The organism is Streptomyces canus (assembly GCF_041435015.1).
GTDB classification, from domain to species: Bacteria; Actinomycetota; Actinomycetes; order Streptomycetales; family Streptomycetaceae; genus Streptomyces; species Streptomyces canus_G.
Genome location: NZ_CP107989.1, coordinates 10,146,047 through 10,158,738, shown reverse-complemented (window position 1 = coordinate 10,158,738; position 12,692 = coordinate 10,146,047). Strand labels below are relative to the sequence as shown.

Genomic DNA, 12,692 nt, shown 5'->3' with positions numbered 1-12,692 from the left:
CCAGCAGAGCAGCCCGATCGCCTACAACCAGAGATCCATTACGCTGACCATGGCTGCATGACAATCGGTGTCCACGGTCAAGGGGGAAGCCCCCTACACTCGTCGGCCATGGAGGCCACCGCCTTGCGACAACTGACGGCGTACACGGCCGTCGCCCTGGCCGCGAGCTTCACCACGGCCGCCGCGGTAATGCACGTCTCCCAGTCCTCGCTCAGCCGCGCCATCGCAGACGCCTCCAGCAGCGCCTGCCGGTTGGCTGATCGGCGGTGCACCGTGATCCTGGTCAGCCCCGCTTCTTCGGCGATCTGACGCCGGACCACGTCGGCGAGAACGTGCGGGGCTTCTTCACCAACAGTCCGAGGATGTGCACCAGCTCCGCCTCGCACCGGCCGACCACGACCTGCCCTGGCAACGCCTGACCACCCGCTGAACCAAACCACACCCCTGGCAGACCCAGCCCTCAGAAGACCGACCGGCACCGGTACCTATAGGCGCGCCAACCCCCCTGCGCAAAACCGCCGCCCCACTCAGCTCACTGCGCAGCACCAAACAGCCAGCTCAGCCCACGTATCCTCCGGCGCCCGACGCCCGCGTTTACTTTGCCGCAGATTGTTGCCCCTCGTCATGGTCCGCTGGCTAGTGCGGCTGAAGGGGTTGGACTATCCGTTGTGTTCTTCGAGCTCGGTCGCCAACGTCTGTTGCGTGGCCGCCCACGACGCCAGGAGCGCCAAATTGTCAGCGGTCGGTGTACCCGCGGGTGCGGTGTAGACGTTGAGGCGTAGGCCGGGTTCGGCGGGCAGTTCCAGGGACTCGACGTCCAAGTCGAGCTGGCCCACGACCGGATGGCGCACACGTTTGCGGCCGGACCGGTGCAGCCGCACGTCCTGAGATGCCCACCGCTGCCGAAACAGCTCACTGCACGTTGACAGTTCGCCGACTAGGGCGATCAGCTCCTCGTCGTGCGGATTGCGGCCGGCTTCCATGCGTAGCTTCGCTGCCACGTCCCCGACAATTTGGTCGTAGTCGACAAAGAAATCTCTGGCCGCCTCGGGGTTGAGATACACGAACCGCGCTGTGTTCGCGGGCCGTCGAGGGTCGGCCAGCACCGGTGAATACAGCGCGCGAGCGAGTTGATTCATGGCGAGCACGTCATAACGGCCGTTACCGATCCAGGCCGGCGCATCGGAGATCGCGTCGAGCACCTGCTGCAGCGTCGAGCGCACCGTCACGGCAGGCCTACGCCGGCGTGGGCCGCTGGGCTTCCTGGATTGGCGCGCGAGGTGGAACAGGTGGTCGCGCTCGGCCTCGTCGAGTTGCAAGGCAGAGGCCAACGCGTCGAGCACGCCATCGGAGGCACCGGCGAGGCTGCCGCGCTCCATGCGCACGTAGTAGTCGACCGATACCCCCGCCAGTAGCGCTACCTCCTCGCGGCGCAGACCTTTGACCCGACGGTTGCCGCCGTAAGCGGGCAGGCCCGCCTGCTCGGGTGCGATGCGGGCGCGACGCGAGCTGAGAAACTCCCGGATCTCGGTGCGTAGATCCATCGTGGCCATCCCCTTGCCGTAAGCCCGTCCCGCAGTCTAGGGGGTACCCGTTGCGGTCGTCGCGGTGCCGCCGTCCACCGGGATGATGGTGCCCGTGAGGTAGGATCCGGCCCGGCTGGCGAGAAACACGGCGATACCCGCCATGTCGTCGTCGCGGCCGAGCCGGCGCAGAGGGGCCGCCGCCGCGATCTTGTCGCCGATGGCATCGAGCGTGGCCCCCATCATCTGCGACGGGAACACTCCCGGTGCTACCGCGTTCACCGTGACGTGCTGTGGGCCCAGCTCCCTGGCAAGCACTCTGGTGAGTTGATGGAGTGCCGCTTTACTGCTGGCGTACGAGTAGTTGGGCGCCTGGGCGACGTGGATGGCGGCGATACTGCCGATGTTAATGATCCGCGCGGGATCATCGGCGGTGCCCGCCCTGCGAAGTGCGGGGAGCAGCGCCTGCACCAGCCAGAACGGCGACTTGAGGTTGAGGTCGATCACTGAGTCCCAGGCCTCGTCCGGGAACGTCGCCAGAGGCTCGCTCCGCATCGCTCCCGCGTTGTTGACAAGGATGTCCAGGCGTTCCGAGTCGGCCATGACAAGATCAGCGAGGCGCTGACACTCGTCGTGCCTGGACAGGTCGGCGGGGATTGCTTGAACGTCGCCGAATTCGGACAGTAGATGCTGTGCCTCCGCGCACGCGTCTGCCTTGCGTGAGCTGATGACGACGCGGGCGCCCGCCTGGAGAAGGCCGCGCGCTATCATCATCCCGATGCCCCTGGTGCCGCCAGTGACAAGGGCGTACTTCCCACTCAGATCGAAAAGTTCTGTGTGAGTGGTGAATTGGTTGTCCGCCATTTGGTCTCCGTCCCTTCTGTCGTGGAAGAATGCGCCGACTCGGTCGCGCATTCTGGGCAGCTGAAACTAATGGGGGGGTAAAGCTGCAGTGCGTGCCCATGGAGTGTTGTCGGCGCCTTCGACTCAACCAGGTTGACAGGCGTTTGGGACGTCTGGGAGACCCTGGTGATACAGGTACTGTGAGAGCCCCCCTTGCCTGCCGTGCTGACTCACTCAAAGACGCTCGGGACAACAACGAGTGGAATTGGCAAAACTGGCCTAGACAGGCACGAGTCGCCTACTACGAGAAGCCCGAGGCTGTTCTGGCGCTGACAGGAGCGTGGTCGTGGTTGCTGAACCGCGGACTCGTGGTCTGGAACGTCAGACAGGACCCGGCTCCCGCGCCCGACGTGTCCGCAAAGACTTCGGGGTTGACGCCGCGGACGTTATCAGCAGGGCACGCAGGTCGTCGGGGTCTTCCGGGTGGGGATGGAGCCAGGCGTCGTAGAGGGGCGGGGCCGGGGCGAGTGGCATGCGGGGGTGGACACGGCCCGGCGCGATGATCGTGCAGGTCATCAGCCAGGTGGCCGGGCCGTGGTCGTTCTTGATCTCCGGGCTGACGGTACTCGTACGGTCCGGCGAGCACCATGACCTGCCCGTCGACGGGGTGGATGAAATGCGGCGAGCTCACTGATCACCTGGGACATGAGCCCGGTGATCAGTGAGCTCGCTCTCCAGCGCGGACTCCAGCACCCGTCTGGTCAGCTGCTGCAGGAGGCCGCCGCACAGCGGCCTTGCCGGCCTCGGTGTCACTCGTCACGTCAGTCAACGCAGCCGGTCGACCAGAGCGAAGGCATCCTCGGTTTTGGGGTGGGTCCGGCCCAGCCGGGTCTGCAGGATCTGTGCACCCCGGCGCGCGAAATCCACCGCGGTCGGGTTGTTCATCGCGTGCAGTACCTGGGCCTGGAGGATGAGGACGTAGCCGATGTACAGGTGGTCCGGCGCATAGACGGTCTCGCGGATCTGCAGTGCCCGTGAGATCAGCGGCAGGGCCGCCTCGTGGTCTCCGAGGTCGACATGGACGTTCGCCAGTGCAACCAGGTCGAAGCTCACGTACGGGTCGTTCGGCCCGAGCGCCGCCTCGTCGATCTGCAGCGCCCGCTCGGCCAGTGGCAGCGCCGCACGGTGTTCACCGAGGAGGCACAGCGTGCGCGCGAGCGTGGCCAGGTCCGTTGCGATGGCGGGATCGTTCGCCGGCAGGCAGGACTCGTGCAGCCGCAGCGCGCGTTCCACGAGTGGGCGGGCTCTTTCCGGCGCGTGGAGCTCCCGGTGGATCTGCGCCAGAGTGATCAGATCGAAGCCGGTCTCCGCATCCCGGCCCTCGATCGACTCGTCGATCGCGAGGGCACGCTCACACAGAGGCAACGCCATCTGGTAGTCCCCGAGCTGGATGAGGAATTCCGACGCCAGCCTGAGGAGCACCGCCGTCTCCGCAGCGCACTCGGCCGGTGGATCGTCCTTGGTCACCGCCAGGACATGCGAGAGCAACTCCTGCCAGCGCGGCCGCGCGTCCGGGTCACCGTGGACGTCGTGCGGCACGGCCGCGACCAGCGCCCGGCACAGCTGGACCCGGGCGTCGGCATGCGCCTCCTCCGGTATGTCGGCCCGGACGGCGGCCTGCACCAGCCGGTGCACCACCAGGGACGCGTTCCCGCGCCGCGCGAGTCCCAGACCGGCCAGGGCACCGACCGTCCCGTCCCACACCAGGGGATCGGCGGCGCCCACGTTCAGGATCTCGGGACTACGGGTAAACAGGTCCAGCGGGATCGGTTCCGGCGCCAGTAGGGCACACAGCCTCAGCATCCGCACTGCCTGCGGCCGCTCCGCCTCCAGCCTTCGCACACTGAGCTGCCACAGGGCCCCGACCATCACCGCCGACCGGTCGCCCGGTGCGCCCAGCGAGATCATCTCCTCCAGCCGGGACGTCAGCAGCCTCACGTAGTCATCGGGCGCCGTCTGGTTGTACTCCATGTACCCGGCTGCCTGCTCCAACGCCAGCGGCAGGTCCCCCAGTTCCTCGGCGATCCGGTCCGCTACCGCCGCGGTCATGCCGGGCACCCGATGCGTCAGCAGGCTCACCGACTCCTGCCTGGCGAACACGTCCAGGCCGATCACGCCCGCACTGCTCGACCAGTTCCTCACCCTGGTGGTGACGATGACATGGCCATTGGTCGCCAGGCCACCCGACGGCAGCGCGTGCGTGAGAGTGTTCTGTTCCTCCCCGTTGTCGAAGATGATCAGCCAGGGCCTGCGGTCCGCCAACTTGCCGTACACCCGCGGGATGACCTGGTCGAAGCTTGCTTCCGCCAGCCCCAGTTCCCCGGCCAGAGACACGAACTGCGACGCCACCCGATCGGCGTCCCCGGCATGCACGAACGCGACGAACCGGTACTTCTCGAGATGTCGGTAGGCGTATTCGACCGCGAGTTGGGTCTTGCCGACACCGCCCATCCCACGCACGACCAGCATCGCGACACCGCTCGTCGAGGTGAGGCGCTGTCGCAGTTCCCGCAGCGTGGCGTCGCGGGCAGTGAAGTCAGTGTTGCGCGGCGGCAGTTGGTACGTCATGGGCGCGGGCGGGTTCTGCCCGCGGTCGCGGCGCGGCGCCTGCCACAGCCCGATCAGCGACACAGGTATCAGGAGGAGGAGCACCAGCCACGGGTGGACCCGCACGAGGTCGAGCGGTCCTGGCCAATGGCTTTGCCCGGACGCCGCGTTGAAAGCGAGACTACCGACGAACAGCACGAGTAGACCGGACACCACACCGGCCAGCGTTCGCCACATGGCTCCCTCTTCAGTATCACCGCTGCCGCGACGACCAACAGCCTGCGTGATGTTATCCCAGGAGCCGCTGACGAAACCGATGAAGGAGCCTGCCGAAGAGACAGAGCTGAGCTTGTCTTTTGATCTCTGTGCGCTTGTGTCTGCGGGTCCCTCTCCGAAGGGCGCGGATTCTGATCACGCGTAAGGGGTGAGCTGTTCGCGTACCCATGCGGGATCGGGGTTGGTGTGTGGCCGGCCCGCCACGACGACGGTCGGCACGGTCTCGTTGCCGTCGTTGGCTGCTCTCACCGCTGCGGCTCCTGCCGGGTCGCGCCAGATGTTGACCCAGTGCAACTGGCGGCCACTGCGGCCCAGCCGGATGCGCAGTCGTATGCAGTACTTGCAGCCCGGCCGCCAGAAGACGACCGGTCGGCCGTCGACCGCGCTGCGGCATTGTGCCTCCTGCGCACCGATCGACCTCGGGAAGATCAGGGGTGAGTTGACGCCGGCGAGCGCCAGGAACACCAGCAGGAGTGCTGCGGCTGTGCCGGGGCTCCCCTTGAAGATCTGCCCAGTCGCGACGGCTGAGCCGCTGAGCACAAGCAGCATCGGCAGGATCCAAGCGCGCATCATGGTGATGCAGGCTATCGATGAGACGAAGTGCTCCTCGAACCAGGCCGCTCACCTGGGTGTTCACCCCGACGCTGCGGGCGTTCGTGGAAGTGGATCGCGCCACGATGGGCCCGGAACGGCTCGCCACCAAGCTGACCGCCTACGCCCGCCTCCACTCCTACGCGCCCACCATCCCGGGGCGCCGTCCGACCTTCCAGCAGCAGGGGCTGGAGGAGTGGCGGCGGCACTACCCGCTCTTCCCGCGGCTGCTGTTCATCCTCGACGGCACCGACCCTGCCGGCGTGGAGAACCGGATCAGCGCCTTACGCCGGCCGCCCGGGACTTGGTGCCCTTCCTGCACGAGGTCCCGGTCCTCGTGGCCCCGCTGACCGACCTGTTCCAGCACGTCCCAGCCGAACGGGTATGGCGCCCCGTTCAGAACCCCGACAGCAGAGTGAGCTGGTACCAGTCCTGGCACGGGTGACCCACCCGTCGCACTTCGTTCATGCCCGCCGCAGATGGTGCTACGGCGCGCGGCGAATGAGGCCAGCGGCGAACCATCGAGCGCGTGCGCCGGGGTGCCTAGCAGCTGATCAGTATCACGCCGCCGCTGGCGCCGCTGGCCATGCCGAACAGGACCACCTGTATGCCCGGGCGTCACCGGCCTTGGCCAGCGGCGTGGGCAAGTTGGAGGAGGAGGGTGGCTGCGCCCATATTGCCGGTGCGGTGGAAGGTGGGCACGACCGCGTCGGGCTGAATGCCCATGCGTTCGCAGAAGGTGCGGACGAACGGGACGGACGGCTGGTGGAGACAGCCGAGGCCGAATTCGTTCGGGTCGGTGTGTTGTTCCTTCATCCACTGTGCGGCGCGGGTGTCGATGCCGAGGAAGGAGGCGAGGACCTTCTCGGAGTCGAAGTGCAGCCCCGGCGGGCCGCCGGGGGCGTGGTGGGGGTTGAAGAGGGGGGCAGTCGGCCAGCCCGCGGAGTTCGCCATGAACGTGTGAGCGATGATGCCCGGCTGGGGGGGGAGGCTTCGACGAGCAGGGCGGCGCCCACGTCCCCGCCGGTAGGGACGCCAGCCCGGTCCGCAAGGTGGTGGGAGTCAGGCTCCACCGGCTGAGGGTTTCCCCGCACGCGATCAGGATCCGCCGGTAACGGCCGGCGCGGATGAAGGCGTCCGCGACCTCCAGGGCGTTCAGGACGCTGTTGCAGGCGTTGGAGACGTCGAAGACCGGACAGGACAGCCCGGTCCGGGCGGCGACGATGTGGGCGTTGGCGGGTTCCTGGACATCGGCGCTGACGGCGGCGAACAGCAGCAGGTCGACCTCGCCGGTTCGAGGGCCGCCTGGGCCAGGACACGGCCGACGGGTTGCTGCCGCGCGTCGGCGGCCGGGCGCTGGCACTCGATCCCCGAAACCCTCTACGACGACCGCGGACTGGCCTCGACGTCCGCCCGCCCCGCACCGAGGGTGCACAGCCTCCATGCGACTCGGCTTCGACGACGTGCAGAGCGGCGACGACCATGGAACGACTGCGAGGGAACACCGGTCGTCGGCTGCCACCGCGTCACCGTGCGGCCCGCTGGTGTGGGCGAAGCGGCCCCGGGTGTTATTGAATGAGGTTTGCGGTCACGAATCCCGGGACTCTGTCGCCCGGGTTCTGGTACGGCTCCGACGTGGTGCCGGGGTCGGCAAGCGAGCTGAGAGAGTCGCATGGACTCCACCCCACCCCCCTCGTCTGCGTCACCGTTCGATATGGTCAGCAGCGCTTTGGGGCAGTACATGCCAGTCGACGGAGCGGCAGCGGCCGCCGGTTCCGCCGACCCGCAGGGGGACAACGCCGCCCGTCGAGACGTATCCGACAACCCGACCCCCGCCGGTCAGGAGCAAATCCTCGGCGCGGTCAATCTGGACCGGGATCTGAGAATCACCCGCTGCAATCTCGACGCCCCGGTCTTCGCGGGGGTGGAGGCCACGGCCGGGAGCCCTTTCGTCGATCTCCTGCCTCCCTCGGACGTACCGACGGTCACCCGGCGCCTGCGGCAGGTCCTCGAGACCGGTGAGCCGCACGTCGCCCGGGTCCAGCGCCTGCGACGCGGCGACGGGTCGGAGCTGGTGGTCTCGATGAGCATCCTGGCCGCCGCGGCGCCTCAGGAGGGCCTGACCGTCTCCCTGATCGCCATGGCCAGGAGGCTGCACCTCTATGCCGCCGAGACCGCGATCGGCACCTCGTTGGACATCGGCGAGACCGCGCAGTCGCTGGCGGAGTCCCTGCTGGCCTGGGGTGACGTGACCGCCATCGACCTCGACTTCGCCGTGTGGACGGGTGAGGCGGTCACCGAGCAGCCGCAGGGGCGCCTCCGGCTGCGGCGGGCGGCCCTGGTGCCGGACCGGGCGTGGCCCGAGGGCTACGTGACCGCGGGCGACGATCTTCCCGGCGATGCGAGTCGACTGCTGGCGCAGGCCATACGGCGTGACGATGCCGCGCAGGCCATCGTCATACCCGACCGAAAAGCGATCGAACAGGTGCTCGACAGTCCTCGGCTGGTACGTGCCCTGGTGCCCGGCGACCAGGCGGCGGCCGTGGTGTGCATACCGCTGGTCCTGGACGGCACGCCGCCCGTCGTCCTGGGTGTCGCGGAGGTCTGGCGGCGGGCGGACCGCCCCTTCGCGGACAGTGAGCTCTTCGACCTGCAGGAACTGGTGGCCAGGACCTCCCACCACGTGGACCTGGCCCGTCAGCACCAGCGCGAGCACACACAGGTACTGGCCTTGCAGCGCCGACTGCTGCCACGGTCCGGCGGCGACACCATCCAGACGGCCAGCGTCTACCAGCCCGCCACCCCCGACAGCGCGGGTGTCGGCGGCGACTGGGTGAACAGCTTTCCGCTGCCGGACGGCCGTACCGCGCTGGTGGTCGGAGACGTCGTCGGGCACGGGCTGGGCGCCGCGGCGACCATGGGACAGCTGAGCATGGAGGCCCGCGCCCTGCTGTCAGCGGGGCTGGCTCCCGACGAGGTGCTGGAGCACCTGGACGAGACCGTGTCGCTGCTGGACGATGCGGATTCCGGGCTGGCGGCCGGTTACAGCGCCCTCGGGTCGACCTGCTGCATCGCCGTGTACGACCCGGTCAGCCACCACGTGGCAGTGGCCAGCGCCGGCCACCTCCCCCCGGTCCTGGTACCCCTGGACGGACCTGCCGGCCCGGTCGCGATACGCCCCCACCCCGGACTGGGCGCCGAGTTCGCGCTGCGGGAGCCGTACGACGTGCACGCGTTCCGTGCGCCCCCGGGCTCGCTGCTCGCCCTCTACACCGACGGCCTGGTGGAGGATCCCGCCCTGTCGATCGACGAGGGCATCGACAGGCTGACGGACGCCGTGTCCTCGGTGCACCCGTGGGACACCCTGGACCAGGCCGCACGGCGCGTGGTCTCGGCGGTCGCGCCGACGCGTCGGCGCGACGACGTGACTCTGCTGATCGCCCGCATGATCGGTTACCGCAAGGAGGACACCGCGACGTGGCGTCTACCCGCCCGCGGCGACGCGGCCGCCCGGGCCCGCACACTGGTCTCCGAGCTGCTGGGGCAGTGGAGCGCCAGAGAGCACACCAGGGACAGCGTGCTGCTGGTGGTCGACGAACTGGTCGCCAACGCGGTCCGCTTCGCCGGCGGACCCATCACGGTACGGCTGATCAGGACCGGCCACGGGCTGCTGTGCGAGGTGGGCGACACCGGCAACGGCAGGCCGCGGCTGGGCCCGGGCGGGCTCCTCGACGACGCCGGCCGTGGCCTTCACGTAGTGCATGGGCTCACCACCCGGTGGGGGGTCCGGTGGACGGACACCGGGAAGGTGGTGTGGGCTTGGGTCGAGCGGTGACGGTGTGTCGGCTGGGCGGTGATGAGGTGTCAGCGGGCTGGTGGCGTGACTCCGGCCGGGTGGTGGCGTAGCTTCGGCCGGGTGGTGACAGGGCGCCGGCCGGGCGGCGCGGGAGCTGTCCGTCAGGCGGCGGCACCGGCGTGACGAGGGGCGCGAGTCCGCACTACAGCCACTCCCCTTCCAGGGCGGTGGCAGTGAGGCCCGGGGCAGCCGCGTACAGGACGGCACGGCTGCCCGCCTTCTGCCCGGCGTCGTACGCCCTCCGCATGATGTCGAACACGGCGGCGCCTCCGCGGTTGCCGCTGGTGTAGCTGTCCCGGCTGTAGCGCAGGAGCCCCGACGGCCACCCGTCGGGCATCGTCTGCTCCATGTACTCCAGCACACGCGTCCCGCCGGGGTGGGCGAGCAGAACGTCGGGGTGCCAGGAGCCGGGGTCGTCCTGGTATCGGAGGCGCAACCACTCCCACATCGCGGTGACCGTCTCCTGCACGGCGCGCGGCCCGCGCCGGTCCATCACGAAGTGGGTGCCGTCCTCCCGTGTCTCCAGGCGGTGCAGGTCCTGGGTGCCGGGCAGCGTGTGGTGCCAGGCGGTGTCCAGCCGCAGCGTCGACTCGGGCCTCGGGCGGCCCGTGACCACCGTGGCGACGGCGGTGTCCGCGAACAGCAACCGGACGATCAGGGATTCCAGAGTGTCGTCCGCGGGCTGGTAGGTCGTGCTCAGTGCCTCCGCGATCACGACCAGGACCACCCGGTCGGGGTCCGCGGCCACGAGATCCGCCGCCAGCGCCAGGGAGCGGGTCCCGGCTATGCACGCCCACTGCGTGGCCGGCAGCAGCAGCACGTCGCGCCGGAGCGGGAGTCTGTTGGCGAGGGAGAGGTCCAGCCCCGGCAGCGCCGGGGTGGTGGAGTGACTGGTGATCAGACAGTCGACGTCCGCGGCGTCCAGCCCGGCGATCTGCAGGGCCCCGCGCGCCGCGCGCTCACCGTAGGACTGCACTGCCGACCAGGCCGGCGCAGTGCGTTCCTGGACGGTCTGCGGCGCGGGTATCGCCTCAAGGGCAGCGATCACGCGATCCACGTCCTGCTCGGTGAACCCGTCACCAGCCAGCGCCTCTCGGGCCGGCCCGATGCCGGCGGCCGGCAGGCCGCTTCCGCTGCCGGGCGCGACGGCGGCCTCCAACGGCAGCATCCAGCCACGGGTTTCGATGCCGGTACTGGCCGCGATGCCGTCGATCCGCGGCGCCCACGCCGCGTTCGGGTGCCGACCGCGCACTTCGTCCACGATCTGGCTGGTCCGCACGGCGTGCTTGCCGTGTATCACGGCAGGCGGGCACAGGTAAGCGGCCATGATTGGCGCCTTTCTACAGGGGACGAGATGAAATGTCACGGGCGCTGTGTCATAGGTCACTTGGGAGTGATTCATCCAAGTCCACGACAGTGCGCTCCGCTTTGGGACTCCGTGTCCTTTTCGAGCATGGATGCCCCAGGGGCGTTTGCGCTGTGATCTGGGCAACTTGGGAGGTTCTGCGATGCGTGACACGGCGCACACTGCTGCAGAGGGGGCCGGCGCGGTGCCGCGCCTGCCTGACATGCCGCCGGTGGACCTCGCCATCACCGCCACCGCGGCTCACCACGGCCTGGCTGTCCTCCACGACGAGGAGCCGGTGGTGCCGATCCGTAGCGTCCCACACCCGTAGGCGCGGTGTCCCGGGTCCTGAAACGCGGTTGTACGAGTTCGTCGAGCCCAGGGTGCCCCTGGTACGGAACGCGAGGAGCGGGGCGAGAAGTACGTCGAACTCATGGGCCGGGGAAGGGCCCCGACAGCGGTCGCGGTCCCAACAGGACCTGCGCGAGCCCGCCCGCGACCTGCCGACCGACTACCACCGGCACGGTGCCGCGGCCAGAACTGGGCCGCCCGGTCCAGCTTCGGTCAGGCATGGCCTCAGGGACGTGACCGCTTGCGAAGTCCGGGCCGCCGGCCTGGGGTTCGCATTGTGACGAGGATCGAACTCGCGCTCTCCGCTCGGGATGCGACGGCGCTTGGATGAGCGCCTTATCCCTGACCTCACCGTGGTTGACCGCCCTGAGGGGCATGCTGTGGGCACGGCCTACCGGATCGGCGGGTTGTCGGTGAGCGCGCTGCCTGCAGCGCCGGGATCGGCTCGCTCTGCTGCCTGACTCAGAAGCCTTGTCGCGAGTGCACACGTCGGTTCGTCGCAGAGCCAAGCAGTTCTCTCACTCCGTCACAGCAGGCCGAGCACCCCGTCGCCCAGCGGGCCGAGCCAGTGCGCGAGTGTGCTGAGCGCGCCCACGACCGAGGCTTCTGTCGAGGCGAGCGCTCCTGCCCGCCCCAGTCCTTGTGTATCGCGGACGGCACTTCCGAACGCGCCGCCGTGGACGAGCACGAGGCCGAGGGGGCCGCGCTCTGGGCGCTGCCGCCGCGCGGAGATGCCGTTGTCGTGACCCGTCACCCAGGGGGATCGCCGCGGTCACCGTCGCCCGGGACTCCGGCGCAATGTGCGACACAGCGGGGCTGCTGCCGGGTGCCGCCGACGCCGATACGCACGGCAAGCCGCGTGCGGCGCGCAAGGACGCGAAGGGCACCGCGGTCCTGCATGAGGTCGGGCCGACCCGTACCTAGGACCACAGCCTCGGCCCGGCGGCGCCGCGTGCCTTCGTCCGTGCCGGTGTCGATGCGGAGCCGGTCGTCGTCGGTGGGCAGGGGATCGGTCTGGAGGATCCGGGGGATACGGCGTTGTCGCCGGACGGCACGGCTGGCGTACCGCCGGTTCGTGCCCGGGCGGGTTCCGGACGACCATCGCACCGCTGTGGCGGTGGCAAACGCGGTGAGCGGTGCAGAGATCCACGTCGTCGACGATCTGGAGCACCTCTACGAGGCGCCGCGGTTCACCCACGACGGCTCGGCCCTCGTGTGCTGCCGGATGCGCTACCCGACGTACGACGCCCCCTGAGAAGCGACTTTCGTCAGGGTCGACCTGACCGACGGCACGGTGGAG

The 12,692-nt window shown here is 69.2% G+C and carries 13 protein-coding genes and 1 pseudogene; 6 read left to right on the top strand and 8 right to left on the bottom strand.

Annotated elements, in window-relative coordinates:
• Positions 1-108 precede the first annotated feature (108 nt).
• Positions 109-309 carry a helix-turn-helix domain-containing protein gene (locus tag OG841_RS46295; RefSeq protein ID WP_328635839.1) on the top strand — a complete coding sequence of 67 codons (201 nt, stop codon included), beginning with the start codon at positions 109-111 and terminating at the stop codon, positions 307-309.
• A 350-nt stretch (positions 310-659) separates the two neighbouring features.
• Here OG841_RS46295 and OG841_RS46290 read toward each other — a convergent pair whose 3' ends face one another.
• From OG841_RS46290 to OG841_RS46275, 4 genes are all read right to left on the bottom strand, one after another.
• Entirely contained in the window at positions 660-1,544 is an 885-nt protein-coding gene (locus OG841_RS46290) for a helix-turn-helix transcriptional regulator (protein WP_365123819.1), read from the bottom strand.
• Between the two features lie 36 nt (positions 1,545-1,580).
• The gene (locus tag OG841_RS46285; RefSeq protein ID WP_328635840.1) at positions 1,581-2,387 is read right to left on the bottom strand and encodes an SDR family oxidoreductase; all 807 of its coding nucleotides are present in this window, start codon (positions 2,385-2,387) and stop codon (positions 1,581-1,583) included.
• 804 nt (positions 2,388-3,191) lie between these two features.
• Entirely contained in the window at positions 3,192-5,210 is a 2,019-nt protein-coding gene (gene fxsT / locus OG841_RS46280; RefSeq protein WP_365123817.1) for an FxSxx-COOH system tetratricopeptide repeat protein, read from the bottom strand.
• A gap of 174 nt (positions 5,211-5,384) precedes the next feature.
• A complete protein-coding gene (locus tag OG841_RS46275) occupies positions 5,385-5,822 on the bottom strand; it encodes a glutaredoxin domain-containing protein (RefSeq protein ID WP_328635842.1) in 438 nt (145 codons plus the stop codon).
• Between the two features lie 56 nt (positions 5,823-5,878).
• On the opposite strand from OG841_RS46275, the gene OG841_RS46270 reads away from it, so the two are divergent.
• The gene (locus tag OG841_RS46270; RefSeq protein ID WP_371570325.1) at positions 5,879-6,190 is read left to right on the top strand and encodes a hypothetical protein; all 312 of its coding nucleotides are present in this window, start codon (positions 5,879-5,881) and stop codon (positions 6,188-6,190) included.
• Between the two features lie 268 nt (positions 6,191-6,458).
• Here the strand turns inward: OG841_RS46270 and OG841_RS46265 are convergent, their stop codons facing one another.
• Together OG841_RS46265 and OG841_RS46260 are read right to left on the bottom strand one after the other, a co-directional pair.
• Positions 6,459-6,794, bottom strand: coding sequence for a 3-oxoacyl-[acyl-carrier-protein] synthase III C-terminal domain-containing protein (locus OG841_RS46265; protein ID WP_328635843.1), 336 nt, complete (start codon positions 6,792-6,794; stop codon positions 6,459-6,461).
• A 127-nt stretch (positions 6,795-6,921) separates the two neighbouring features.
• A pseudogene (locus OG841_RS46260) lies at positions 6,922-7,284 on the bottom strand (hypothetical protein); the annotation flags it as partial.
• A gap of 228 nt (positions 7,285-7,512) precedes the next feature.
• Here OG841_RS46260 and OG841_RS46255 point away from each other — a divergent pair.
• A complete protein-coding gene (locus tag OG841_RS46255) occupies positions 7,513-9,675 on the top strand; it encodes an ATP-binding SpoIIE family protein phosphatase (RefSeq protein WP_371570321.1) in 2,163 nt (720 codons plus the stop codon).
• A 163-nt stretch (positions 9,676-9,838) separates the two neighbouring features.
• Here OG841_RS46255 and OG841_RS46250 read toward each other — a convergent pair whose 3' ends face one another.
• Positions 9,839-11,023, bottom strand: a complete 1,185-nt coding sequence (locus OG841_RS46250) for a type III polyketide synthase (protein ID WP_365123813.1) — start codon at positions 11,021-11,023, stop codon at positions 9,839-9,841.
• Between the two features lie 223 nt (positions 11,024-11,246).
• Here OG841_RS46250 and OG841_RS46245 point away from each other — a divergent pair, with 223 nt between their 5' ends.
• The gene (locus tag OG841_RS46245; protein WP_328635846.1) at positions 11,247-11,372 is read left to right on the top strand and encodes a hypothetical protein; all 126 of its coding nucleotides are present in this window, start codon (positions 11,247-11,249) and stop codon (positions 11,370-11,372) included.
• Between the two features lie 546 nt (positions 11,373-11,918).
• Here OG841_RS46245 and OG841_RS46240 read toward each other — a convergent pair.
• Entirely contained in the window at positions 11,919-12,146 is a 228-nt protein-coding gene (locus tag OG841_RS46240) for a hypothetical protein (RefSeq protein ID WP_328635847.1), read from the bottom strand.
• Between the two features lie 44 nt (positions 12,147-12,190).
• Here OG841_RS46240 and OG841_RS46235 point away from each other — a divergent pair, with 44 nt between their 5' ends.
• Complete coding sequence (locus OG841_RS46235; protein WP_328635848.1) at positions 12,191-12,316, top strand: hypothetical protein; 126 nt, start codon at positions 12,191-12,193, stop codon at positions 12,314-12,316.
• 205 nt (positions 12,317-12,521) lie between these two features.
• Complete coding sequence (locus OG841_RS46230; RefSeq protein WP_328635849.1) at positions 12,522-12,647, top strand: hypothetical protein; 126 nt, start codon at positions 12,522-12,524, stop codon at positions 12,645-12,647.
• Positions 12,648-12,692: the final 45 nt, after the last annotated feature.

Excerpts from the sequence above, each read along its gene's own strand:
- OG841_RS46275 (WP_328635842.1), bottom strand. The coding sequence starts at position 5,822 with ATGATGCGCGCTTGGATCCTGCCGATGCTGCTTGTGCTCAGCGGCTCA.
- OG841_RS46290 (WP_365123819.1), bottom strand. The coding sequence starts at position 1,544 with ATGGATCTACGCACCGAGATCCGGGAGTTTCTCAGCTCGCGTCGCGCC.
- OG841_RS46295 (WP_328635839.1), top strand. The coding sequence starts at position 109 with ATGGAGGCCACCGCCTTGCGACAACTGACGGCGTACACGGCCGTCGCC.
- OG841_RS46255 (WP_371570321.1), top strand. The coding sequence starts at position 7,513 with ATGGACTCCACCCCACCCCCCTCGTCTGCGTCACCGTTCGATATGGTC.
- OG841_RS46265 (WP_328635843.1), bottom strand. The coding sequence starts at position 6,794 with ATGGCGAACTCCGCGGGCTGGCCGACTGCCCCCCTCTTCAACCCCCAC.
- OG841_RS46235 (WP_328635848.1), top strand. The coding sequence starts at position 12,191 with ATGTGCGACACAGCGGGGCTGCTGCCGGGTGCCGCCGACGCCGATACG.
- OG841_RS46250 (WP_365123813.1), bottom strand. The coding sequence starts at position 11,023 with ATGGCCGCTTACCTGTGCCCGCCTGCCGTGATACACGGCAAGCACGCC.
- fxsT (WP_365123817.1), bottom strand. The coding sequence starts at position 5,210 with ATGTGGCGAACGCTGGCCGGTGTGGTGTCCGGTCTACTCGTGCTGTTC.
- OG841_RS46285 (WP_328635840.1), bottom strand. The coding sequence starts at position 2,387 with ATGGCGGACAACCAATTCACCACTCACACAGAACTTTTCGATCTGAGT.